Origin of the sequence: Geodermatophilus siccatus (assembly GCF_900103785.1) — a bacterium.
Lineage (GTDB): Bacteria > Actinomycetota > Actinomycetes > Mycobacteriales > Geodermatophilaceae > Geodermatophilus > Geodermatophilus siccatus.
In genome coordinates this window covers 96,314-119,770 of the sequence record NZ_FNHE01000005.1, presented here as the reverse complement: position 1 = coordinate 119,770, position 23,457 = coordinate 96,314, and the positions used below count along the sequence as shown (strand labels likewise).

Sequence of the window (23,457 nt, the reverse complement as noted above, 5' to 3'; positions counted from 1 at the left end):
AGGCCTGATGGCCCGCACGACCGAGCACGCCCACGGCGACGCAGCGTCGCCGTCCGCAGTGCTCTCCGCCGCCGACGTGACCCGCGTGGTCGACCGGATGGCCCACCAGCTCATCGAGAAGTGCGCGGGGGACGACGGCCGCGCCGACGTGGTCCTCGTCGGCATCCCCACCCGCGGCGCCCCGCTGGCCCGCCGGCTGGCCGCCCGCGTGGAGGCGTTCTCCGGTTTCCCGGTCGACGTCGGCACCGTAGACATCACGCTCTACCGCGACGACCTGCGGATGCGCGGCGTCCGCGCGCTGGAGGAGACCGTGCTGCCCGAGGGCGGCATCGACGGCCGCCTCGTCGTCCTGGTGGACGACGTCCTCTACTCCGGCCGGTCCGTGCGGGCGGCGCTGGACGCGCTGCGCGACCTCGGCCGCCCGCGCGCGGTGCAGCTCGCGGTGCTGGTCGACCGCGGCCACCGCGAGCTGCCCATCCGCGCCGACTACGTGGGCAAGAACCTGCCGACCTCGCGCAGCCAGTCGGTGCGGGTCCGGCTGGCCGAGGTCGACGGCGAGGACGCCGTCCTGGTCACGGGAGGCGAGCAGTGAAGCGGCACCTGCTGGAGGCCGCCGACCTGGACCGCGCCGACGCGACGCTGGTGCTCGACACCGCCGCGCAGATCGACGCCGCGCTGGCCGGCCGCGAGGTCAAGAAGCTGCCCACGCTGCGCGGACGGACGGTGGTCAACCTCTTCTACGAGGACTCCACCCGCACCCGGATCTCCTTCGAGCTGGCCGCCAAGCGCCTGTCGGCCGACGTCATCAACTTCTCCGCCAAGGGCAGCAGCGTCTCCAAGGGCGAGAGCCTCAAGGACACCGCGCTCACGCTGGAGGCGATGGGCTCCGACGCCATCGTGGTCCGGCACTCGGCGTCGGGCGCCCCGCACCGGCTGGCCAACTGGGTGCGCGGCAGCGTGGTCAACGCCGGCGACGGCACCCACGAGCACCCGACCCAGGCGCTGCTGGACGCCTACACGATCCGGCACCGGCTGGGCCGGCTCGAGGGCGTGCGCGTGGCGGTGGTCGGCGACGTGCTGCACAGCCGGGTGGCCCGCTCCAACGTGCGGCTGCTGCACACCCTCGGCGCCGAGGTCACCCTGGTCGCGCCGCCGACGCTGCTCCCGGTCGGGGTGGGCAGCTGGCCGGCGGAGGTCTCCTACGACCTGGACGCCGTCCTGCCCAAGGCCGACGTGGTGATGATGCTGCGGGTCCAGGCCGAGCGGATGAACGCCTCGTACTTCCCCAGCGCCCGCGAGTACAGCCGCCGCTACGGGCTGGACGCCCACCGGATGGGCGCCCTGGGCGACGACGCGATCGTCATGCACCCGGGTCCGATGAACCGCGGGATGGAGATCGCCGCCGAGGTGGCCGACTCGGTCCGCTCCACGATCGTCGAGCAGGTCGGCAACGGGGTCTCCGTGCGCATGGCCGTGCTCTACCTGCTGCTGGGAGGACGCGCGGGTGAGTGAGCATCGCAGCGAGCGCCAGGGAGCGAGGGGACGCGGCATGAGCACCCTGATCACGGGCGCCCGCCCCTACGGCGAGGACGCCGCCGACATCCTGGTGGAGGACGGCCGGATCGCGGCGATCGGCGCGTCGCTGTCGGTCCCCGGCGCCGACGTCGTCGACGCCGCCGGGCTGGTCGCGCTGCCCGGCCTGGTCGACCTGCACACCCATCTGCGCGAGCCCGGCCGGGAGGACGCCGAGACCGTCGAGACCGGCAGCCGCGCCGCCGCGCTGGGCGGCTACACCGCGGTGCACGCCATGGCCAACACCGACCCGGTCGCCGACACCGCCGGCGTCGTCGAGCAGGTGTGGCGCCTGGGCCAGGAGGCCGGCCTGGTGGACGTCGTCCCCGTCGGCGCGGTGACCGTGGGGCTGAGGGGGGAGCGGCTGGCCGAGCTCGGTGCGATGGCCGACTCCGCCGCGCGGGTGCGCGTCTTCTCCGACGACGGCCACTGCGTCGCCGACCCCGCCCTGATGCGCCGGGCGCTGGAGTACGTCAAGGCGCTCGACGGCGTGGTCGCCCAGCACGCCGAGGAGCCGCGGCTCACCGTCGGCGCGCAGATGCACGAGGGCGACCGCTCCGCCCGCCTCGGGCTGACCGGCTGGCCGGCCGCCGCCGAGGAGGCGATCATCGCCCGCGACGTGCTGCTCGCCGACCACGTCGGCGCCCGGCTGCACGTCTGCCACGTCTCGACCGCGGGCTCGGTGGAGATCCTCCGCTGGGCGAAGTCCCGAGGGGTGCAGGTCACCGCCGAGGTCACCCCGCACCACCTGCTGCTCACCGACGAGTGCGCCGAGGGCTACGACCCGGTCTTCAAGGTCAACCCGCCGTTGCGCACCGACGCCGACGTCGAGGCGCTGCGCGCCGGGCTGGCCGAGGGCGTGATCGACGCGGTGGCCACCGACCACGCGCCGCACGCGGTCGAGGACAAGGAGACCGAGTGGGCGCACGCCCGGCCCGGGATGCTGGGCCTGGAGCAGGCGCTGTCGGTGGTCGTCGCGACGATGCTGGAGACCGGCCGGCTCGACTGGCGCGGCGTCGCCGACCGGATGTCGACCCGCCCGGCGGCCATCGGCCGGCTCGACGGCCGTGGTCTCGAGGCACACGGCCGCCCGCTGGCCCCGGGCGAGCCGGCCAACCTGCTGCTGCTGGACCCGGGAGCGCGCGCGGTCGTCGACCCCGCCGCGCTGGCCAGCCGCAGCCGCAACAGCCCCTACGCCGGTCGGGAGCTGCCCGGCCGAGTGGTCGCGACGTTCCTGCGGGGCGTCCCCACCGTGCTCGACGGAAAGGCTCAGAAGTGACAGAGGCGCTGCTCGTCCTGGAGGACGGGCGCACGTTCCGGGGCGAGGCCTACGGCGCGGTCGGGACGACGCTGGGCGAGGCGGTGTTCGCCACCGGGATGACCGGCTACCAGGAGACGCTGACCGACCCCAGCTACGCCCGCCAGATCGTGGTGATGACCGCGCCGCACATCGGCAACACCGGGGTCAACGAGGAGGACGACGAGAGCCGCCGCATCTGGGTGGCCGGCTTCGTCGTCCGCGACCCCGCCCGCCGCCCGGCCAACTGGCGGGCCACCGGCAGCCTGGACGACGAGCTGGCCGAGCAGGGCGTCGTCGGCATCAGTGGCATCGACACCCGCGCGCTGACCCGCCACCTGCGCGAGCGCGGCGCGATGCGCGCCGGCATCAGCAGCGAGGGCCTCTCGGCCGAGGAGCTGCTGACCCGGGTGCGCGCATCGGAGAGCATGAGCGGCGCCGACCTCGCGCCGTCGGTCACCGCGAACGACCCCTACGTCGTCCCGGCGGTGGGGGAGAAGCGGTTCACCATCGCCGCGCTCGACCTCGGCATCAAGACCGCCACCCCGCGGCACCTGGCCGAGCTCGGCGTGGAGACGCACGTGCTGCCGGCCACCGCGACCGCCGAGGACCTCCTCGAGGCGGGTCCCGACGGCGTCTTCCTCTCCAACGGCCCGGGCGACCCGGCCGCCGCCGACTACGCGGTCGACGCCGTGCGCGGGGTGCTCGACGCCCGCCGGCCGCTGTTCGGCATCTGCTTCGGCAACCAGATCCTCGGCCGGGCGCTGGGCCTGGGCACCTACAAGCTGCGCTTCGGCCACCGCGGCCTCAACCAGCCGGTGCTCGACCGGGTCAGCGGCACGGTGCGGGTGACCAGCCACAACCACGGCTTCGCCGTCGACGCGCCGCTGGACCGGCCGGCCGACACCCCCTACGGGCGGGTCGAGGTCAGCCACGTGGGCCTCAACGACGACGTGGTGGAGGGGCTGCGCTGCCTCGACCTGCCGGCGTTCAGCGTGCAGTTCCACCCCGAGGCCGCCGCCGGCCCGCACGACGCCGCGCCGCTGTTCCAGCGGTTCGTCGACCTCATGGAGACCGCCCGCACCGGGGACGCGCAGGCCGGTGGGCCGCCGCCGCGGGTCGAGCACAGCACCGCGGAGAAGAGCGCCTGATGCGACACGTGCAGCGGTACGCGCACGACGTCAGCGGCCGACGTGACGGACAGGAGGCCTGATCGTGCCGAGGAGGACAGACATCCACCACGTGATGGTGATCGGCTCGGGGCCGATCCTCATCGGCCAGGCCGCCGAGTTCGACTACTCCGGCACCCAGGCCTGCCGGGTGCTCAAGGCCGAGGGGCTGCGGGTCAGCCTGGTCAACAGCAACCCGGCGACGATCATGACCGACCCGGAGATCGCCGACGCCACCTACGTCGAGCCGCTGACCCCGGAGTTCGTCGAGAAGGTGATCGCCAAGGAGCGCCCCGACGCGCTGCTGGCCACCCTCGGCGGGCAGACCGCGCTCAACATCGCCATCGGCCTGTACGAGAACGGCGTGCTGGAGAAGTACGGCGTCCGGCTGATCGGCGCCGACGTCGACGCCATCAACCGCGGCGAGGACCGGCAGCAGTTCAAGGACATCGTGCGGTCCATCGGCGCCGACGCCCCGCGCTCGCGGGTCTGCTCGTCGGTGGAGGAGGCGCTGGACACCGCCGCCGAGGTCGGCTACCCGGTCGTCATCCGGCCGAGCTTCACCATGGGCGGGCTGGGCTCGGGCTTCGCCACCGACGAGGCCAGCCTGCGTCGCATGGCCTCCCACGGCCTGGCCGACTCCCCGGTGCACACCGTCCTCATCGAGGAGTCGGTGCTGGGCTGGAAGGAGTACGAGCTGGAGCTGATGCGCGACCGCAGCGACAACGTGGTGGTCATCTGCTCGATCGAGAACGTCGACGCGATGGGCGTGCACACCGGCGACTCGGTGACCGTCGCCCCGGCGATGACCCTCACCGACCGCGAGTACCAGCGGATGCGCGACGTCGGCATCGCGGTGCTGCGCGAGGTCGGCGTCGACACCGGCGGCTGCAACATCCAGTTCGCGGTCAACCCGGCCGACGGCCGGCTGGTCGTCATCGAGATGAACCCGCGGGTGTCGCGGTCCAGCGCGCTGGCGTCCAAGGCCACGGGCTTCCCGATCGCCAAGATCGCCGCGAAGCTGGCCATCGGCTACACGCTCGACGAGATCACCAACGACATCACCGGCGTCACCCCGGCGTCGTTCGAGCCGGCGCTGGACTACGTCGTCGTCAAGATCCCGCGGTTCGCGTTCGAGAAGTTCCCCGGCGCCGACCCGCGGCTGACCACGACGATGAAGAGCGTCGGCGAGGTCATGGCGCTGGGCCGCAACTTCCCCGAGGCGCTGGGCAAGGCCATGCGGTCCACGGAGACGAAGACCGCGGGGTTCTGGACCGGGCCGGAGGACACCCGGTCGGCGGCCGAGCTGCTCGAGGCGCTGCGCACGCCGGTCGACGGGCGGCTCTACGTCGCCGAGGCCGCGCTGCGCGCCGGTGCCACCGTCGAGCAGGTCGCCGAGGCCAGCGGCTTCGACCCGTGGTTCGTCGACCAGATCGCCCTGGTCGGCGAGGTCGGCGCCGAGGTCCGCGACGCGCCGTCCCTCACGGCCGAGCTGCTGCGCCGGGCCAAGCGGCACGGCCTGTCCGACCGGCAGATCGCCGCGCTGCGCCCCGAGCTGGCCGGTGAGGACGGCGTCCGGACGCTGCGCCGGCGCCTGGGCGTGCGGCCGGTCTACAAGACCGTCGACACCTGTGCCGCCGAGTTCGCCGCCCGCACCCCGTACCACTACTCGTCCTACGACGAGGAGACCGAGGTCGAGCCGCGGGAGAAGCCGGCGGTGCTGATCCTGGGCTCGGGACCCAACCGGATCGGGCAGGGCATCGAGTTCGACTACTCCTGCGTGCACGCCGTGATGGCGCTGCAGGACGCCGGCTACGAGGCCGTGATGGTCAACTGCAACCCCGAGACCGTCTCCACCGACTACGACACGGCCGACCGGCTGTACTTCGAGCCGCTGACCTTCGAGGACGTCCTCGAGGTGGTCGAGGCCGAGCGCGCCGCCGGCCCGGTCGCCGGGGTCATCTGCACCCTCGGCGGGCAGACCCCGCTGGGCCTGGCGCAGCGGCTCAAGGACGCCGGGGTGCCGGTGCTGGGCACCTCGCCGGAGTCGATCGACGCCGCCGAGCACCGCGGGGCGTTCTCGCGGGTGCTGTCCGACACCGGCCTGCAGGCGCCCAAGCACGGCACGGCGACCGCCTTCGCCGAGGCGCGGGAGATCGCCGCGAGCATCGGCTACCCGGTGCTGGTCCGGCCGTCGTACGTGCTCGGCGGGCGCGGCATGGAGATCGTCTACGACGACGCCACGCTCGAGGCGTACATCGCCAAGGCCACCGACGTCAGCCCCGAGCACCCGGTGCTGGTCGACCGGTTCCTCGAGGACGCCGTGGAGATCGACGTCGACGCGCTCTTCGACGGCTCCGAGCTCTTCCTCGGCGGCGTCATGGAGCACATCGAGGAGGCCGGCATCCACTCCGGCGACTCGGCGTGCGCCCTGCCGCCGATCACCCTGGGCACCGACGACGTGGTGCGCATCCGGCGGGCGACCGAGCAGCTCGCCGCGCGCATCGGCGTCCGGGGGCTGCTCAACGTCCAGTACGCGCTCAAGGACGACGTCCTCCACGTCCTCGAGGCCAATCCCCGGGCGTCGCGCACGGTGCCCTTCGTGTCCAAGGCGACCGCGGTGCAGCTGGCCAAGGCCGCGGCCCGGATCGCGGTGGGGGAGACGATCCCCGAGCTGCGTGCCGCCGGCGTGCTCCCCGAGACCGGGGACGCGGCGGACCTCCCCGCGGACATGCCGATCGCGGTCAAGGAGGCGGTGCTGCCCTTCCACCGGTTCCGCACCGTCGAGGGGCACGGCGTCGACACCGTGCTGGGCCCGGAGATGAAGTCCACCGGCGAGGTCATGGGCCTGGACACCGGCTTCGGCACCTCCTTCGCCAAGTCGCAGGAGGCCGCCTACGGGTCGCTGCCCACCGAGGGCACGGTCTTCGTCTCGCTGGCCAACCGGGACAAGCGCTCGGCCGTCTTCCCGGTCAAGCGGCTGGCCGACCTCGGCTTCCAGGTGATGGCCACCGCCGGCACCGCGCAGGTGCTGCGCCGCAACGGCGTGGCCTGCGAGGTCGTCGGCAAGGTCAGCGACGGCCCGGGCAACTGCGTGGAGCGGATCCTGGCCGGGGACGTCGGCATCGTCGTCAACACGCCGTTCGGCTCGCCCGGCAACAGCGGGCCCCGGCTGGACGGCTACGAGATCCGCACCGCCGCCGTCACCGCGGGCATCCCGTGCATCACCACGGTGCAGGGCCTGGCCGCCGCGGTGCAGGGGGTCGAGGCGCTGCGCCGCGGGGACGTCGGGGTGCGCAGCCTGCAGGAGGTCCACGCCGCGCTCGCCGGCGGCACCCATGGCGGGCCGAGCACGTTCGCCGGGACCGGGGCGTGACGACGGCGTCGCGCAGCGACGCCGTCGGGCGGGTGCGGGACGACCTGGTCGCCCGCGGGCTGGTCGACGGCCTGCCCGCGGCTTTCCTCGCCGGGGTGACCCGCTTCGCGCGGCCGCCGCAGCCGGAGCTCGACGCCCTGGCGGCGGCGGCCCGCGGGGTGGCGACGCGGCTCGCCACCGGGGCCGCCGACGAGGGGGACCTGCCGCTGCTGACCCGCGTGCTGTTCTTCGCGCGCCACGCGGCGGTGCTCGCCGACGCCGGCGTGCCGACCCCGGCCTACGACGTCCTCGGCTCCTACCGCGACAACCTGACCACCCCGGTCGGGCCGCGGCTGGCGCAGCGCCCGGTGGCCGGCGGACGGCGCTGGCGGGTGCTGGGCCGGGACGTCGGCTTCCCCATCGGCGTGCCCGCCTGCGTGCTGGGCGGCGGTGCGGAGTGGGTCCGCCACTTCGCGCGCAACGGCTACAGCGTGCTGACCTACAAGACCGTCCGCAGCCGCGCGCACGAGCCCAACGAGCAGCCCAACTGGGTCTTCGCGCAGCGGGAGACGAGCAGCCGGCCCCCGGGCGCGGCCGCCGAGGTCACCGCCGACCCGTGGGACTGGGTGCTCCCGGGCTCGCCGGAGGTCTGCACGGTCAACTCCTTCGGCGTCCCGTCGCCGGCGCCCGAGGAGTGGGCGGCCGACCTCGAGCGGTCGCTGGACGCCGTCGGCGACGACCAGCTGCTGGTCGTCAGCGTCATGGGGGAGGGCGACGGCCCCGCCCTGGTCGACGACTTCGCCCTCACCGCGCGGCTGGCGCAGGAGGCCGGCGCGAGCGTCGTCGAGCTCAACCTGTCCTGCCCCAACACGCTCAACCCCTCGGCCCCGGGCGTGAAGCCGCCGCTGTGCCTGGACGCCGACGCGACCGTCGCCGTGGTCGAGGGCGTGCGCCGCGCGCTGGACGACCGCACCGGCCTGGTCGCCAAGCTCTCCTGGCTCGACGAGCCGCGGCTGGCCGCGCTGGTGCCGAGGGTCGCGCCGCTGGTCGACGGCGTCGCGGGCATCAACACGCTGCAGAGCCGGGTGCGGCGCAGCGACGGCGAGCCGACCTTCCCCGGCCGCGAGCTGGCCGGGCTGTCGGGGGCGGCGGTGCGCGACTCCGCGCTGGACTTCACCCGCCGGCTGGTCGCCCTGCGCGGGGCCGGGAGCCGGCACTTCGACGTCCTGGCCATGGGCGGGGTCACCGACCCGGCCTCGTTCGAGGCGCTGTTCGCCCTCGGGGCCGACGCGGTGCTGTCGGCGTCGGGCGCCTTCGCCAACCCCTTCCTCGCCCGCGACTGCGTCGACGCGCTGGGCGACACCCTGCCCCGGGCGGTGGCGCGGTGACCGCCCCGTTCGGACGGCGCCTCGCCGACGCCGTCGCCGCCCGCGGGCCGTTGTGCGTCGGCATCGACCCGCACGCGCCGCTGCTGGAGCGCTGGGGGCTGCCCGACAGCCCCGAGGGCCTGGCGCGGTTCACCGGCACCGTCGTCGACGCCCTGGCCGGCACCGTCGCCGTCCTCAAGCCGCAGCTGGCCTTCTACGAGCGGCACGGCTCGCGCGGCCTGGCCGTGCTGGAGGACGCCGTCGCCCGTGCCCGCGCCGCCGGCGCGCTGGTGCTGCTCGACGCCAAGCGCGGGGACATCGGCTCGACGATGGACGGCTACGCCGGCTACCTGCGCCCGGACCACCCGATGGCCGCCGACGCCCTGACCGTCAGCCCCTACCTCGGCCCCGGCTCGCTGCAGCCGGCCGTCGACACCGCCCGCCGGCACGGCGGGGGCCTGTTCGTGCTGGCCCGCACCTCCAACCCGGACGCCGGCACGCTGCAGCACGCGCTCGTGGACGGGCGGTCGGTCGCGCAGGTCGTCGTCGACACCGTGCGGGACTGGAACGCCGCCGACGGGTCCGGCTCCTTCGGCGTCGTCGTGGGGGCCACCCTGCCCGAGCTGGACGTCGACCTCACCCACCTCGGCGGGCCGGTGCTCGCGCCGGGGCTGGGCGCGCAGGGCGGGTCGGTGACCGACCTGCGCCGGCTGTTCGGACGCGGCACCGCCGTCGTCCCGACCGTGTCGCGGGACGTGCTGGCCGCCGGGCCCGACCCGGCCGGGCTGCGCGCCGCCGCCGAGCGCTGGGCCGCGGAGCTGACCGGCTGAGACGCCGCCGTGCCCCGGCGAGGTCTGCGCCCCGTCGCCGGCCGCTCGTCCACGGCCGGACGCGGTACCGGACCAGCCCCCTGTCCGGCCGTTCACCAGCACGTATACGCCGCCGACCGGCGTGTCGGGCCCGGCGTGTCAGAACGGTTCCGGCCGGAACCGTCCGGTACCGACACCGGGCCTGAGCAGCGGGTATGACCGTACGTGAGCAATTTTGGTCACTCGTCGTCACGGGCGGCTCACGGATTGCCGGAAACCCGGGGTTCAGACCCGCGTGACCTGCACATATAGGTGGAGCTAGGTTGGCCGACAGGCTCAGCAGTGAGTCCTGCCCCCGACACAGCCCGAGCCCCGCCGGCCGATCGGATGACCGGCGACGACAGATTGGGTCGCACCATGCCCCTCCCTGACCTGTCCCCCGAGCAACGTGCCGCGGCCCTCGAGAAGGCCGCGGCCGCCCGCAAGGCCCGAGCCGAGTTGCGCGAGCGGCTCAAGAGCAAGGGCGCCACGGTCGGTGACGTCCTGCGCCAGGGCGAGACCGACGAGGTGATCGGCAAGATGCGCGTCTCCGCGGTCCTGGAGTCCCTGCCCGGTGTGGGCAAGGCCCGGGCTGCGAAGATCATGGAGCGGCTCGAGATCTCCCCGACCCGCCGGGTGCGCGGTCTGGGTGCCAACCAGCGCCGGGCCCTCGAGACCGAGTTCGGCGGCGAGAAGGTCGCCGCCGAGCAGGTCCCCGTCGAGGGCTGACCCGCAGGACCAGGCACCGGAGGTCGAGGACGACGACGCGTGGCAGCTGCTGTCCCGGAGCACGCCCCGGCACGGCTGACCGTGCTCTCCGGCCCGTCAGGGGTCGGCAAGGGCACGGTCGTGGCGGAGGTCCGACGCCGGCACCCCGAGGTCTGGGTGTCGGTGTCGGCCACCACCCGTCGGCGCCGGCCGGGTGAGGTCGACGGGGTGCACTACCACTTCGTCAGCGACGCCGAGTTCGACCGGCTGATCGCCGAGGACGGCCTGCTCGAGTGGGCCGAGTACGCCGGCAACCGCTACGGCACGCCGGCGGGTCCGGTGCGGGAGCAGCTGGCCACCGGGCGGCCGGCGCTGCTGGAGATCGAGCTCCAGGGCGCCCGGCAGGTCCGGGCCCGCGACGGCGACGCCCAGCTGGTGTTCCTGGCCCCGCCGTCCTGGGGCGAGCTGGTCAGCCGGCTGGCCGGGCGGGGCTCCGAGCCCCCCGCGGTCCAGGAGGAGCGGCTGCGCATCGCGCAGGCCGAGCTCGACGCCGCCGGCGAGTTCGACGTGGTGGTCGTCAACGACGACGTGACCCGCGCTGCCGACGAGTTGGTAGGATTGCTGACTGCGCCGTCGCCCGGGTCCCTCCGGAGCAGCGGCGCGCCCGAGTGACGGGGCCCGGCGCCGCCGCCCGCCACTCCCGACTGACGAGCTGAGGAGCACGCCCGCCCGTGTCCGGAGTCGCACCTGCCCCCGAGGGCATCACCAACCCGCCGATCGACGAGCTGCTCGAGCGCACCAGCAGCAAGTACGGCCTGGTGATCTTCGCCGCCAAGCGCGCGCGCCAGATCAACGCCTACTACAGCCAGCTCTCCGAGGGCCTGCTGGAGTACGTCGGCCCGCTGGTCGACACCGCTCCGCAGGAGAAGCCGCTCTCCATCGCCCTGCGGGAGATCAACGAGGGTCTGCTGACCCACACGGCCGGCGACAACTGAGAGAGGACCCCGTCCTCCGCACCCCTCGCACGCTCGGAGCGGGCCCCTGGACGGGGCCACCAGAGCTCAGGAGAACGCACCCGGCGATCGCTGCCGGGTGCGTTCCCGTGTGTGGAGGATGGACGGCATGAGCCGCATCGTGCTGGGCGTCGCCGGGGGCGTGGCCGCGTACAAGGCCGCCCTGCTGGTGCGCGCGTTCACCGAGTCCGGGCACGACGTCCGCGTCGTCCCGACGGCGGCCGCCCTGCGGTTCGTGGGCGCGGCCACCTTCGAGGCGCTGTCGGGCAACCCGGTCACCACCGACGTGTGGTCCGACGTGGACGAGGTGGCGCACGTCCGCATCGGCCAGACCGCCGACCTCGTCGTCGTCGCGCCGGCCACCGCCGACCTGCTGGCCCGCGCCGCCGCCGGCCGGGCCGACGACCTGCTCACCGCGAGCCTGCTCACCGCGCACTGCCCGGTGGTCTTCGCCCCGGCCATGCACACCGAGATGTGGCTGCACCCGGCCACCCAGGACAACGTCGCCACGCTGCGCCGCCGCGGCGCGATCGTGCTGCCGCCCGCCGTCGGCCGGCTCACCGGCCCGGACTCCGGCCCCGGCCGGCTGCCCGAGCCCGCCGACATCGCCGCGCTCGCCTCGGTCGTGCTCGCCGGCGGCCCCGCCGCCCTCGCGGCGGACCTCGCCGGCCGTCGCGTCGTCGTCAGCGCCGGGGGCACCCGTGAGCCGCTGGACCCGGTCCGCTACCTGGGCAACCGCTCGTCCGGCAAGCAGGGCTGGGCGCTGGCCCGGGTCGCCGCCGCCCGCGGCGCCGAGGTGGCGCTCGTCGCCGCCAACGTGGAGCTGCCGGCGCCCTTCGGCGTCCGCGTCGTCGGCGTCGGCACCGCCGAGGAGCTGCGCACCGCGGTGCTCGCCGAGGCGGAGGACGCCGACGTCGTGGTCATGGCCGCCGCGGTCGCCGACTTCCGGCCCGCCACGGTCGCACCCACCAAGCTGAAGAAGGGCAGCAGCGCCGAGCCCGAGGCCGTCCCGCTGGTGCGCAACCCCGACGTCCTCGCCGAGCTGGTCACCAAGCGCCCCGCCGGCCAGCTGGTCGTCGGCTTCGCCGCCGAGACGGGGGACGACGAGGCCGACGTCCTCACCCACGCCCGCGCCAAGCTCGCCCGCAAGGGCTGCGACCTGCTCGTGGTCAACGACGTCTCGGCGGGCCGGGTGTTCGGCCGGGCCGACAACGCCGCCGTCGTCCTGGCCGCCGACGGCACCACCACCGAGCTGCCCGAGGGCAGCAAGGACGCCGTGGCCGCCGGCATCTGGGACGTCGTCGCCCCCCGGCTGGCCTGAGCCCGACACCGCCTCGGGCACACGCCGGTAACGTGCACCCGACGAGACGCTCACCCCGGGCGTCCACCCGACCGTCACCGACCCCAGGGAGTACCGCGTGTCACGCCGCCTCTTCACGTCCGAGTCGGTGACCGAGGGCCACCCGGACAAGATCGCCGACCAGATCAGCGACTCCATCCTCGACGCGATGCTCGCGCAGGACCCGCGCAGCCGCGTCGCCGTCGAGACCCTGATCACCACCGGTCAGGTCCACATCGCCGGTGAGGTCACCACCGCCGGCTACGTCGACATCGCCGACATCGTCCGGAGGACCGTGCTCGGCATCGGCTACGACTCCTCCCGCAAGGGCTTCGACGGCGCCTCCTGCGGGGTCAGCGTCTCGATCGGCTCGCAGTCGCCGGACATCGCCCAGGGCGTGGACACCGCCTACGAGGCGCGCACCGCCGGTGTCGCCGACGACGAGATCGAACGTCAGGGCGCCGGTGACCAGGGCCTGATGTTCGGCTACGCCACCGACGAGACCCCCGAGCTCATGCCGTTGCCGATCGCGCTGGCGCACCGGCTCTCCCGCCGGCTCTCGGCGGTCCGCAAGGACGGCTCGGTGCCCTACCTGCGGCCCGACGGCAAGACCCAGGTCACCGTCGTCTACGAGGACGACCGCCCGGTCGGCGTCGACACCGTGGTGGTCTCCTCGCAGCACGCCGAGGACATCTCGATCGAGCAGCTGCTCACCCCGGACGTGCAGGAGCTGGTGGTCGAGCCCGAGCTCGCCGCCCTCGGCCTGCCCACCGACGGCTACCGGCTGCTGGTCAACCCGACCGGCAAGTTCGTCATCGGCGGCCCGATGGGTGACGCCGGGCTGACCGGCCGCAAGATCATCGTCGACACCTACGGCGGCATGGCCCGCCACGGCGGCGGCGCCTTCTCCGGCAAGGACCCGTCGAAGGTCGACCGCTCGGGTGCCTACGCCATGCGCTGGGTGGCCAAGAACGTCGTCGCCGCCGGGCTGGCCCGCCGCTGCGAGGTGCAGGTCGCCTATGCCATCGGCGCCGCGCACCCGGTCGGCCTGTTCGTCGAGACCTTCGGCACCGGCGCGGTCGCCGACGACGTCCTGGAGAAGGCGATCGGCGCGGTGTTCGACCTGCGGCCCGGCGCGATCGTGCGCGACCTGGACCTGCTGCGCCCCATCTACGCCCCGACCGCCGCCTACGGTCACTTCGGCCGCACCGACGTCGAGCTGCCGTGGGAGCGGCTGGACCGCGTCGAGGCGCTGCGCTCGGCCGCGGGGGTCTGAAGGGGGACCACCCTCCCCTCGCTCGCTCGGCCCGCGGCGCTGGAGGGCGACCGCGCTGCCCCGTCACGTCCACGCCCGCAGCGGGGTCGCCGGGTCCCGTCGGACCCGGCGGCGACACTGACGGGTGACCGCTCAGCCCGCGCCGAACGGAGACCCCGCTGTCGAAGGACCCCGCCCCCGTCACCCCTCGCGAGCTCGGGGCGAGCCTCCGGGAGGGGCCGAAGCGGGTGGCCCGGGTCGTCGTCGACGTGCCCCTGGCGCACCTGGACCGGCCCTTCGACTACGCCGTCCCCGACGCGATGGCCGACGAGGTGCGGGCCGGGTGCCGGGTGCGGGTGCGCTTCGCCGGGCAGCTGGTCGACGGCTTCGTCCTGGAGCTGACCGACGTCAGCGAGTCGGGGCGCAAGCTCGCGCCGCTGGCCAAGGTCGTCTCCGCCGAGCCGGTGCTCACCCCGGAGGTCCTCACGCTGGCCCGCGCGGTGGCCGAGCGCTGGGGCGGCACGGTGACCGACGTGCTCCGCCTCGCCGTCCCGCCGCGCCGCGCCGCGGCCGAGAAGCGCCCACCCGCCGAGCCGCTCCCGCCGCCGGCACCCCCGGACCCGGCCGGCTTCGCCCGGTACCCGACCGGCCCGGCGCTGCTCACCGCGGTCGCCGAGGGCCGGCCGGCCCGCGCGGTGTGGACGGCGCTGCCGGGGGAGGACTGGCCGGCCCGGCTGGTCGAGCTGTGCCAGGCCGCCCTCTCCGGCGGGCGCGGCGCCCTCGTCGTGGCGCCCGACGGCCGCGACCTCGACCGGCTGGCCGCCGCCGCGGAGGCCCGGCTGCCGGCGGGATCGGTCGTCGTCCTGCGCGCCGACGCCGCCCCCGACGCCCGCTACCGCCGCTTCCTCGACGTCGTCCGCGGCGCCGCGAGGGTGGTGCTGGGCACCCGTGCCGCGGTCTACGCCCCGGTCGCCGACCTCGGGCTGGTCGCCGTCTGGGACGACGGCGACGACCTGCACGCCGAGCCCCGGGCGCCCTACGCGCACGCCCGCGACGTGCTCGTGCACCGCGCCCACCTCGCCTCGTGCGCGGCCGTCCTCGCCGCGACCGCGCGCACCGCGGAGGCGCAGCTGCTGGTGGAGAGCGGCTGGGCGCACGAGCTGGCCGCCGACCGCGCCACCCTGCGCGCGGCCGCGCCGCGTGTGCAGGCCCTGGGCGCCGACGCCGAGCTGGCCCGCGACCCGGCCGCCCGCACCGCCCGGCTGCCCAGCCTCGCCCACCGCGTCGCGCGCCAGGCCCTCGCCGACGGCGCGCCGGTGCTCGTGCAGGTGCCGCGGGCCGGCTACGCGCCCGGCCTGGCCTGCGACCGGTGCCGGGCGCCGGCCCGCTGTGCGGTCTGCTCCGGGCCGCTGGGCGTCGCGCCCACCCCCGGCCCGGGCGGGTCGAGGGTGCCGGCCTGCCGCTGGTGCGCCCGCCCCGCGGCGACCTTCGACTGCCCGTACTGCCACGGCACGAAGCTGCGCGCCTCGGTCGTCGGCGCCGCCCGCACCGCCGAGGAGCTGGGCCGGGCCTTCCCGGGCGCCGCGGTGCGGGTGTCCGGCCGCGGGTCCGGGGTGCTGCCGGGCGTGCCCGGCGGGCCGGCGCTGGTCGTCGCCACCCCGGGTGCCGAACCGGTCGCCGAGGGCGGGTACGGCGCCGCGCTGCTGCTGGACTCCTGGGCCCTGCTCGGCCGGGCCGACCTGCGCGCGGGTGAGGAGACGCTGCGCCGGTGGATGAACGCCGCCGCCCTCGTCCGCCCGGCGTCGGCGGGCGGTCAGGTGGTCGTCGCGGCCGACGCCGCGCACCCCGTCGTGCAGGCGCTGGTGCGCTGGGACCCGGGCTGGCTGGCCGCCCGCGAGCTCGCCGACCGTCGCGAGCTCGGCTTCCCGCCGGCGACGCGGATGGCCGCGCTGTCCGGGACGGCGCCGGCGCTGGCGGAGTTCCTCGCGGCCGCCCGGCTGCCCGCCGACGCCGACCTGCTGGGCCCGGTGCCCGAACAGCCGCGGCCCGGCCAGGAGGGCGAGCGGGAGCGCTACCTGGTGCGGGTGCCGCGGTCGGAGGGCGCCGCGCTGGCCGCCGCGCTGGCCGAGGTGCAGGGCGTGCGCAGCGCCAAGAAGGCCCCCGAGCACGTCCGCGTCCAGCTGGACCCGCTCGAGCTGGTCTGAGGCCCGCACCAGGTCGGCCGGGCCGTGTGGCGACCGCCCCGCCGGGGTAGCGCAGCGGCGTTCCCCGAGCGGCTCAGCACCGGGCGCTCGGCGTCCGTCCGGTGGCCGAGGAGGGCCTGTGACGTCGACCGACCCGCCCCCCGACCCCCGCGCCGAGCGGGCCGCCGCTGAGGACCCGCACCGCTCCACGGAGAACCCCGGCGACCTGCGCCGCTGGCTGCGGCGGATCGTGCTCGGCCTCGTCCTCCTGGTCGCGGTCCTGGCCGTCACCGTGTCGATCAGCCGGTGCGGCCCGGACGACGGCCCCAGCGGCGGCGAGCCGCAGGGGCTGTCGGCGGTGGTGACCACGACCTCGTCCGGCTGAGCCGGGTCCACCCGGCCGGGGGGACGGCGCGCCGTCCTGGTGCCCCCTCGGCACGCAGGAGGACCTCGCCCTCTCAGCCCTCGGCGCTCGGGCTGGGTCCCCGGGCGAGGCCGGCCTGCGAGCGGCGGGGGCCGAGGGGACACCTTCTACGATCGACCGGTGAGCGTGACCCCCATCCGGCTGCTGGGCGACCCGGTGCTGCGCACCCCCGCCGCCCCGGTGGTCGACTTCGACCAGGAGCTGCGCCGGCTGGTCGCCGACCTCACCGAGACCATGTTCGCCGCCGGCGGCGCCGGGCTGGCCGCCCCGCAGATCGGCGTCGGGCTGCGGGTGTTCACCTGGTTCGTCGACGGTGAGGTCGGCCACCTGGTGAACCCGGAGGTGACGCCGGTGGGGGAGGAGACCGAGGAGGGCCCGGAGGGCTGCCTGTCCATCCCCGGTTTCACCTTCGACTGCCGCCGGCACCTGTACGTCGCGGCCACCGGGTTCGACCTGCACGGCGAGCCGGTGCGGATCGAGGGCTCGCACCTGCTGGCCCGCGCGGTGCAGCACGAGGTGGACCACCTCGACGGCGTGCTGTTCGTCGACCGGCTGGACGCCGAGGCCCGCGCCGCCGCGCTGGCGGTCATCGACGAGGCCGAGTGGGCCGGTGCCGGGGCGTGGCTGCCGCGCGTGGAGGTGAGCCCCCACTGAGGCTCCTCTTCGCCGGGACGCCCGATGTCGCCGTCCCCTCGCTGGAACTGCTGCTGGCCTCCGACCACGAGGTCGTCGCCGTCCTCACCCGCCCCGACGCCCGCTCCGGCCGCGGCCGCACGGTGAGTCGCTCGCCGGTCGCCGAGCGGGCCGACGCCGCCGGCGTCCCCGTGCTGCAGCCCCGCTCGCCGCGCGAGCCGGAGTTCCTCGAGCAGCTCACCGAGCTCGCCGTCGACAGCGCGCCGGTCGTCGCCTACGGCGCCCTCGTGCCGCAGGCCGCGCTCGCCCTGCCGCGGCACGGCTGGGTCAACCTGCACTTCTCGCTGCTGCCGGCCTGGCGGGGCGCCGCGCCGGTGCAGCACGCGATCATGGCCGGCGACGAGGTCACCGGCGCCTCGACCTTCCGGCTGGAGGCGGGCCTGGACACCGGACCGGTCTACGGCGTGGTCACCGAGCCGATCGACCCGCGCGACACCGCCGGCGACCTGCTGGGCCGCCTGTCGATCAGCGGCGCCCGGCTGCTGCGGACCACCCTCGACGGCATCGCGGCCGGCACGCTGGAGCCCCGGCCGCAGCCGACCGAGGGGATCAGTCTCGCGCCGCGCATCGAGCCGGCCGACGCCCGCGTCGACTGGTCGCTGCCGGCCCACGTCGTCGACCGGCGGGTCCGAGGGGTCACCCCTGCGCCCGGGGCCTGGACGACGTGGCGCGGCGACCGGCTGCGGCTGGGGCCGGTCGAGCCGCTGCCGACGTCCCTGGGGCTGGCGGACGGCGAGCTGTCGGTGGGGCCGACCGGCGTGCTGGTCGGCACCGGGCGCGGCGCGGTCCGGCTCGGCGACGTGCAGCCGGCCGGCAAGCGGATGCTGCCCGCGCCGGACTGGGCGCGCGGGGCGCGGCCGGCGCCGGGCGAGCGGCTGGGGGGCGAGGTCTCGTGAGCGAGCTCGCGAGCTCACCGATGAGCACAGCAGCGCCGCTCGCGGGGGCGACGAGCGCCGGCGAGGAGGTCTCGTGAGCGCTCCCCGGCGCGCCGACCGGCGTCCGCCGTCCCGTCGTTCCCGCCCGGTGCTCGACGGCGCGCGGCTGACCGCCTTCGACGTCCTCGACGGCGTCAGCAGCCGCGACGCCTACGCCAACCTGCTGCTGCCCCAGCTGCTGCGCGAGCGCGCCGCCGACCTCGGTGAGCGCGACGCCGCCTTCGCCACCCAGCTGGCCTACGGCACCCTGCGCGCCACCGGCACGCTCGACGCGGTCCTGGCTCCGCTGGTCTCCCGGCCGCTGGCCGAGCTCGACCCGCGGGTGCTCGACCTGCTGCGCCTGGGCGCCCACCAGCTGCTGGACCTGCGGGTGCCGGCACACGCCGCCGTCGACACCACCGTGGCGCTCACCCGGGCGATCGTCGGCACCGGCGCCTCCGGGCTGGTCAACGCGGTGCTGCGCAAGGTCGCCGCGGGCGGGGACCGCGCGGCCTGGATCGAGCGCCTCGACGGGGACGGCGACCAGCGGCTGGCGCTGGCCACCGACCACCCGCGCTGGATCGTCGAGGCCTGGCGCGACGCGCTCGGCGACGAGGCCGAGGTGGAGCCCGCGCTGCTGGCCGACGACGCCGCGCCCGAGGTGCACCTGGTCGCCCGGCGGGTGCCCCGCGACCAGCTGGTGGCCGAGGCCGGCGGGCAGCCCGGTCGGTGGTCGCCGTACGCCGTCCGGCTGGGTGGTGGGGACCCGGCGCGCGTCCCGTCGGTGCGCGAGGGGCGGGCCGCGGTGCAGGACGAGGGCAGCCAGCTGGCCGCTCTGCTGCTGACCCGCGCGCCGCTGGAGGGTCCGGACACCGCCTGGCTCGACGTGTGCGCCGGCCCCGGCGGCAAGGCCGGGCTGCTCGCCGCCGTCCGGCCCGAGGGCGTGCGGCTCACCGCCGCCGACCGCGCGCCGCACCGCGCCGAGCTGGTCCGCCGCGCCCTGCGCGACGAGGACGACGTCGAGGTGGTGGTCGCCGACGGGCGGACGCCGCCGTGGTCGCCCGGGTCCTTCGACCGCGTGCTGCTCGACGCGCCGTGCACCGGCCTGGGAGCGCTGCGCCGCCGCCCCGAGGTGCGCTGGCGACGCACCGCGGACGACGTCCCGCCGCTGGTGGACCTGCAGACGGCGCTGCTCGACGGTGCGCTGGCCTCGGTGCGCCCCGGCGGGGTGGTCGCCTACGTGACCTGCTCGCCGCACACCGACGAGACCGTCGCCGTGGTCGACGCCGCGGCCGGCCGGGACGACGTCGAGGTGCTGCCGGTCGCGCCGCTGTTCCCGGAGGTGCCCGGCATCGCCCGCGGGTCCTATGGCCAGCTGTGGCCGCACCGGCACGGCACCGACGCGATGTTCATGGCACTGCTGCGCCGCACCCGCTGAGCCGGGCGGTCACCCGGCCGGCGAGGTCGACGCCGGGGCCGTCGTCACCGGGGCCGCGGCCGACGTGGCCGGAGCCGTCGTCACCGGGGCCGACGTGGTCGGGGCCGGCTTCGTCGTCGGGAGTGCGGAGGAGCTGCCCCGCACCGGTTCGGCGGTCCCGCTGCCGTGCCCCCCGTCCCACTCCTCGTCCTCGTCCTCGTCTTCCTCCCACCCCTTGTCCTTGTCCTTGTCCTTCTTCCCCTCGTCCTCGTGCCGGTCGTGGTCGTGGTCGTGGTCGTGGTCGCGCGGGTGCCGGTCGGCGTCCGACCGCGGCGGGGGCGAGGAGGAGGGCGTCGCGGGAGCCTGCGGCGTACTCGGCGCGGGCGCGGGCGCCGGTACCGGGGCGTCCGCCGACGGCGTCCCGGCCGGAGAGCCGGTCGTCCCGGCGTTCCCCGCCTCCGGCGCGGGTGCTGTCGCCTGCGGCCCCCCGGCCGCCGTCGCCGGAGGCGGCGTTCCCGCGATCTGCGGGGAGGTGGACGGGGCCGGACGGTCCTGCGGCGCCGCCGTCGTCCGCGGGGCGGCGTCCTGCGGCGCGGCCTCGGGTGGCGCGGCGGTCGACTGCGCGGCGAGGGAGGTCCCTGCCCACCGGTCCGCTCCCTGCGTCGTGCCGCGCTGCGGTGCCGCGCCGGCGTCCTGCGACGGTGCGGCGGGTGACGTCGACGGCGGGCGGGTGGGGGCCGCAGTGCCGACCGCGGGCTCCTCGGTCGCCCGGCGGGCGGGCTCGGTCGGCCCACCGAGCAGCGAGAAGCCGGCCCAGGCACCGGTGAGCGTCACGATGCCGATGGCCCCCAGCACGGCGATCGCGCCGGCCGCCAGCGCCAGCCGCTCGGACCACCGCCGCCGCGCCGGCCACCCGCTCGCCGCGTAGTGCAGCAGGACCGGACGCTGCTGCGGGTCCGGCGGTGGGACCGCTCCGCGCCGGCTCGGGCGGTGCCGGCCGTGGCCGCTCATCCCGTCGTCCGGTGCGGCCCGGCCGGCCGCAGCCGGCGCTCGGCCCACAGCGCCGCCTGCGTGCGGTCGGTGGCACCGATGCGCTGCAGGATGCGTGTGACGTGGGTCTTGACGGTGGCCTCGCTGATCCGCAGCCGTCGGGCGATCACCTTGTTCGGCAGGCCCTGCCGGACCAGCTCGAGGACCTCCTTCTCGCGGTCGGTGAGCAGGTCGCCCTGGCCGCGGTCGCGCAGGTCGGCGAGGAGGGCGGAGGTCACCATCGGGTCGATCGGCGCTCCGCCGGCGGCGATGCAGCGCACCGCGTCGAGGATCGACTCGCCGTCCTGGTACTTGAGCAGGTAGCCGTCGGCGCCGGCGATCAGCGCGGGCAGCACCAGGTCGGGCTCCCCGAAGGAGGTGAGCACCAGCACCGGGGTGGTGCGGCCGCGCTCACGCAGCGTGCGGATCACCGTCACACCGTCCGGGCCCGGCATCGACAGGTCCAGCAGCAGGACGTCGGGGTCCAGCCGCTCGACCAGTTCGAGGGCGGTGTCGCCATCCCCGACCGCGCCCACGCACTCCAGCCCGTCGGCGGCGTCCAGCAGGCTGGAGATGCCCCGCCGGACCACGGCGTGGTCGTCGACGACCAGCACCCGGATCACCGTGCCGCTCCGGCGGACAGGGGCGCAGTGGTGGACAGCGGCACGGTCGCGACCAACCGGGTGCCCTGTCCCGGGGCGCTGGTCAGCGTCAGTGAGCCGCCCGCGTCCACCAGCAGCTCACCCAGCGCCCGCAGCCCGACGTGGCCGGCCGCGAACCGTTCGTCCAGGCGGCTCTCGTCGAAGCCCTGCCCGTCGTCCTCGACGCGCATGGTGGCAACCCCCTGGTCTCGGGTGACGACGACCTCGACCGAGGTCGCCCGGCTGTGCGTGGTCACGTTGCGCAGCGCCTCCTGGGCGCAGCGGTAGAGCAGTGCGGCCGTCGGCCCGGGCAGGTCCCGGGCGGCGTCGGCGGACACGGAGACGCGGATGCCGGAGCGGCCGACCTCCTGCGCCAGCACCTGCAGGGCCGGCAGCAGGCCGCCGCGGAAGGCGCCACGGGCCGGGATCAGGGCGACGAGCAGGGCGCGCAGGTCCTCGACGGTCTGGCGCACCGCGGCCGCGGTCCGCTCCAGCAGCTCGGCGTCCTCGGCGTTGCGCGGCCTGCCGCGCATCCGTGCTGCGTCGAGGTCGTAGGCCAGCCCGGTGAGGTCCTGGACGACGTGGTCGTGCACCTCGCCGGCGATCCGGCGCCGCTCGGCGTCCGAGGCGTCCACGGCGGCCTGCAGCAGCGCGTCCTCGGCCTGCCGCGAGCGGCGCAGCCGGGACGCCAGCCGCCAGGCCAGCGGCACCTGGATCACCTGCAGCAGCGCCAGGGCGCCCAGCGCGGCGGGCGTGAAGCGCATCCAGGCGCGTTCGGCGATCTCGGTGACCTCGGAGTAGCTCTCGTGGAACTCGACCAGCAGGGGCGTGCCGTGCACGTCCTCCACCGCCACCCAGGCCACCAGCACCCGGCCGCTGCTGCGGCCGGCGAGCACGCCCGGGTCGTCGGAATCGGCGACCTGCGAGGCGACCGACCCCGAGTCCAGGGCCCGCCGTGCCTCGGGCGGCAGCGGGGCCACCCGGCCGACGACGCTGCGGTCGTCGGCCCAGAGCACCCGACCGTCACCGGCGCGCACCCGGACCGCGACCACCGGGCCGGCCGCGACCAGCGCGCTGACGTGGGTGCGCAGGTCGCCGGGGGTGGCGGGCGGCCGGGTGGGGTCACCGTCCAGGGCGGGGGTGAGCGTGGCGGCCGTGACGCGGGCGAGGCTCTCGAAGGCCCGGGTGCCCTGCTCGAGACCGGCCCGGCGGGCGAGCACCCCGGTGAGCAGGGCCAGCGCGAGGGTCACGGCGAGTCCGGCACAGGTGAACCAGGCGACGGGGACGACCACCGAGGAGCGACGCCCCGCTCGGTGCCCCGCTGTCCGCCGTCTCCCTCGGACCACGGCTCGAACGATAAGGAGGGTCAGTTCCGTATTGGGGGTCTCGGGACGCGGTGCAGCTCAGAGCGGACGTCTCATTCCGGCGCGCCGGGGACTCCTACGGATAGCCACCACCCGGCCACGGAGCGAGACGGCGGGAACCGGGCGCGTCCCGCCGACGACCACTGCACCGTGACGACTCGATCGCCGGCCGTGCGCCGGACCCCCGCCACCGTCCTGATGGGCGCCGTCCTGCTCGCCGCCGGGACCGGGACGGCGGCCGCCCACGTCGAGGTCAGCGCGGAGGGCGCCGTGGCCGGCACCGGCCCGGTGACGCTCGCCTTCTCCGCCGCGTCGGAGGCCGCCTCGGGCATCACCGCGATGCGCACCCAGCTGCCCGACGGGATCGACCCGGCCGACGTGACGCTGGCCGCCGGGCCGCCCGGGTGGGTGCTCACCCCGACCGCGGAGGGCTTCGACGTCGGCGGGCCCGCACTGCCGGTCGGCGCGGACGCCGAGTACGCGGTCACCGTGGCGACCCTGCCCGCCGGTGTGACCGAGCTGGCCTTCCCGACGGTGCAGGTCTACGCCGACGGCACCGAGGACGCCTGGATCGAGCAGGAGGTGCCCGGCGGGCCGGAGCCGGAGCTGCCCGCGCCGGTCCTCGCCGTCGCCCCGGGTGCGGCCGCCCCCACGACGGCCGCGCCCGCCCCGCCGGCTCCCACGGTGGTGTCCACCCCCGCCGCGCCCACCGCGTCGGTGCCGGGCGCCGCCACCGAGGACGACGAGGGGAGCGGCAGCGGCTGGCTGGTCGCGGCAGCCGTGGTGGCCGCGCTCGCGGCCGTGGCCGGCGGCCTCGCCTACCGCCGCTCGCGCGCGGGACGGTGATCACCGCCGCCTAGACTCGGCGG

21 protein-coding genes are annotated in these 23,457 nt (G+C 76.1%); 18 read left to right on the top strand and 3 right to left on the bottom strand.

What is annotated here, in order from left to right; translation table 11 throughout:
* The first annotated feature begins 7 nt into the window (after positions 1-7).
* From pyrR to BLS21_RS11190, 17 genes are all read left to right on the top strand, one after another.
* The gene (pyrR, locus tag BLS21_RS11270; RefSeq protein ID WP_091217933.1) at positions 8-592 is read left to right on the top strand and encodes a bifunctional pyr operon transcriptional regulator/uracil phosphoribosyltransferase PyrR; all 585 of its coding nucleotides are present in this window, start codon (positions 8-10) and stop codon (positions 590-592) included.
* Positions 589-1,512 carry an aspartate carbamoyltransferase catalytic subunit gene (locus BLS21_RS11265; RefSeq protein WP_091217930.1) on the top strand — a complete coding sequence of 308 codons (924 nt, stop codon included), beginning with the start codon at positions 589-591 and terminating at the stop codon, positions 1,510-1,512. The genes pyrR and BLS21_RS11265 overlap by 4 nt, the downstream gene beginning before the upstream one ends.
* 37 nt (positions 1,513-1,549) lie before the next feature.
* Positions 1,550-2,851 (top strand): dihydroorotase, encoded by a 1,302-nt coding sequence (locus tag BLS21_RS11260; protein ID WP_091217927.1) that lies wholly within the window; start codon positions 1,550-1,552, stop codon positions 2,849-2,851.
* The gene (gene carA / locus BLS21_RS11255) at positions 2,848-4,020 is read left to right on the top strand and encodes a glutamine-hydrolyzing carbamoyl-phosphate synthase small subunit (protein ID WP_091217923.1); all 1,173 of its coding nucleotides are present in this window, start codon (positions 2,848-2,850) and stop codon (positions 4,018-4,020) included. Before BLS21_RS11260 ends, carA begins: the two co-directional genes overlap by 4 nt.
* 64 nt (positions 4,021-4,084) lie before the next feature.
* Positions 4,085-7,414, top strand: a complete 3,330-nt coding sequence (gene carB, locus BLS21_RS11250; RefSeq protein ID WP_091217920.1) for a carbamoyl-phosphate synthase large subunit — start codon at positions 4,085-4,087, stop codon at positions 7,412-7,414.
* Positions 7,411-8,781 carry a beta/alpha barrel domain-containing protein gene (locus tag BLS21_RS11245; protein WP_245700312.1) on the top strand — a complete coding sequence of 457 codons (1,371 nt, stop codon included), beginning with the start codon at positions 7,411-7,413 and terminating at the stop codon, positions 8,779-8,781. The genes carB and BLS21_RS11245 overlap by 4 nt, the downstream gene beginning before the upstream one ends.
* Positions 8,778-9,590: an orotidine-5'-phosphate decarboxylase gene (gene pyrF / locus BLS21_RS11240; protein WP_091217918.1), complete on the top strand. Its 813-nt coding sequence runs from the start codon at positions 8,778-8,780 to the stop codon at positions 9,588-9,590. Before BLS21_RS11245 ends, pyrF begins: the two co-directional genes overlap by 4 nt.
* Positions 9,591-9,986: 396 nt before the next feature.
* Entirely contained in the window at positions 9,987-10,337 is a 351-nt protein-coding gene (mihF, locus tag BLS21_RS11235) for an integration host factor, actinobacterial type (RefSeq protein ID WP_091217915.1), read from the top strand.
* Positions 10,338-10,376: 39 nt separating this feature from the next.
* Positions 10,377-10,988: a guanylate kinase gene (gmk, locus tag BLS21_RS11230; RefSeq protein WP_091217913.1), complete on the top strand. Its 612-nt coding sequence runs from the start codon at positions 10,377-10,379 to the stop codon at positions 10,986-10,988.
* A gap of 59 nt (positions 10,989-11,047) precedes the next feature.
* Positions 11,048-11,311, top strand: coding sequence for a DNA-directed RNA polymerase subunit omega (gene rpoZ, locus BLS21_RS11225; protein ID WP_089305624.1), 264 nt, complete (start codon positions 11,048-11,050; stop codon positions 11,309-11,311).
* Positions 11,312-11,438: 127 nt separating this feature from the next.
* A complete protein-coding gene (gene coaBC, locus BLS21_RS11220) occupies positions 11,439-12,650 on the top strand; it encodes a bifunctional phosphopantothenoylcysteine decarboxylase/phosphopantothenate--cysteine ligase CoaBC (protein WP_091218430.1) in 1,212 nt (403 codons plus the stop codon).
* A gap of 97 nt (positions 12,651-12,747) precedes the next feature.
* On the top strand, positions 12,748-13,944 hold the full coding sequence (gene metK, locus BLS21_RS11215; RefSeq protein ID WP_091217910.1) for a methionine adenosyltransferase: 1,197 nt from the start codon (positions 12,748-12,750) through the stop codon (positions 13,942-13,944).
* Positions 13,945-14,171: 227 nt separating this feature from the next.
* Positions 14,172-16,127: a primosomal protein N' gene (locus BLS21_RS11210; protein ID WP_091217907.1), complete on the top strand. Its 1,956-nt coding sequence runs from the start codon at positions 14,172-14,174 to the stop codon at positions 16,125-16,127.
* Positions 16,128-16,245: 118 nt separating this feature from the next.
* Positions 16,246-16,491 carry a hypothetical protein gene (locus BLS21_RS11205; RefSeq protein ID WP_091217903.1) on the top strand — a complete coding sequence of 82 codons (246 nt, stop codon included), beginning with the start codon at positions 16,246-16,248 and terminating at the stop codon, positions 16,489-16,491.
* A 159-nt stretch (positions 16,492-16,650) separates the two neighbouring features.
* Positions 16,651-17,184 (top strand): peptide deformylase, encoded by a 534-nt coding sequence (gene def / locus BLS21_RS11200; RefSeq protein WP_091217900.1) that lies wholly within the window; start codon positions 16,651-16,653, stop codon positions 17,182-17,184.
* Positions 17,151-18,119, top strand: a complete 969-nt coding sequence (gene fmt / locus BLS21_RS11195) for a methionyl-tRNA formyltransferase (protein ID WP_245700310.1) — start codon at positions 17,151-17,153, stop codon at positions 18,117-18,119. The genes def and fmt overlap by 34 nt, the downstream gene beginning before the upstream one ends.
* 73 nt (positions 18,120-18,192) lie before the next feature.
* Positions 18,193-19,575 carry an RsmB/NOP family class I SAM-dependent RNA methyltransferase gene (locus BLS21_RS11190; protein WP_091217897.1) on the top strand — a complete coding sequence of 461 codons (1,383 nt, stop codon included), beginning with the start codon at positions 18,193-18,195 and terminating at the stop codon, positions 19,573-19,575.
* A gap of 9 nt (positions 19,576-19,584) precedes the next feature.
* Here the strand turns inward: BLS21_RS11190 and BLS21_RS11185 are convergent, their stop codons facing one another.
* Genes BLS21_RS11185 through BLS21_RS11175 form a run of 3 tightly spaced genes read right to left on the bottom strand, consistent with a single transcriptional unit; the run spans position 19,585 to position 22,474 of the window.
* A complete protein-coding gene (locus BLS21_RS11185) occupies positions 19,585-20,565 on the bottom strand; it encodes a hypothetical protein (RefSeq protein ID WP_139177084.1) in 981 nt (326 codons plus the stop codon).
* Complete coding sequence (locus BLS21_RS11180; RefSeq protein ID WP_091217893.1) at positions 20,562-21,206, bottom strand: response regulator; 645 nt, start codon at positions 21,204-21,206, stop codon at positions 20,562-20,564. The genes BLS21_RS11185 and BLS21_RS11180 overlap by 4 nt, the downstream gene beginning before the upstream one ends.
* Positions 21,203-22,474, bottom strand: a complete 1,272-nt coding sequence (locus BLS21_RS11175) for a sensor histidine kinase (RefSeq protein WP_139177083.1) — start codon at positions 22,472-22,474, stop codon at positions 21,203-21,205. Before BLS21_RS11175 ends, BLS21_RS11180 begins: the two co-directional genes overlap by 4 nt.
* Before the next feature lie 285 nt (positions 22,475-22,759).
* On the opposite strand from BLS21_RS11175, the gene BLS21_RS11170 reads away from it, so the two are divergent.
* Complete coding sequence (locus BLS21_RS11170) at positions 22,760-23,434, top strand: DUF1775 domain-containing protein (RefSeq protein ID WP_091217886.1); 675 nt, start codon at positions 22,760-22,762, stop codon at positions 23,432-23,434.
* Positions 23,435-23,457: the final 23 nt, after the last annotated feature.

What these genes read in the sequence shown, in the direction of transcription:
- pyrR (WP_091217933.1), top strand. Translation starts at nt 8, where the DNA reads ATGGCCCGCACGACCGAGCACGCCCACGGCGACGCAGCGTCGCCGTCC.
- mihF (WP_091217915.1), top strand. Translation starts at nt 9,987, where the DNA reads ATGCCCCTCCCTGACCTGTCCCCCGAGCAACGTGCCGCGGCCCTCGAG.
- BLS21_RS11185 (WP_139177084.1), bottom strand. Translation starts at nt 20,565, where the DNA reads ATGAGCGGCCACGGCCGGCACCGCCCGAGCCGGCGCGGAGCGGTCCCA.
- coaBC (WP_091218430.1), top strand. Translation starts at nt 11,439, where the DNA reads ATGAGCCGCATCGTGCTGGGCGTCGCCGGGGGCGTGGCCGCGTACAAG.
- BLS21_RS11260 (WP_091217927.1), top strand. Translation starts at nt 1,550, where the DNA reads ATGAGCACCCTGATCACGGGCGCCCGCCCCTACGGCGAGGACGCCGCC.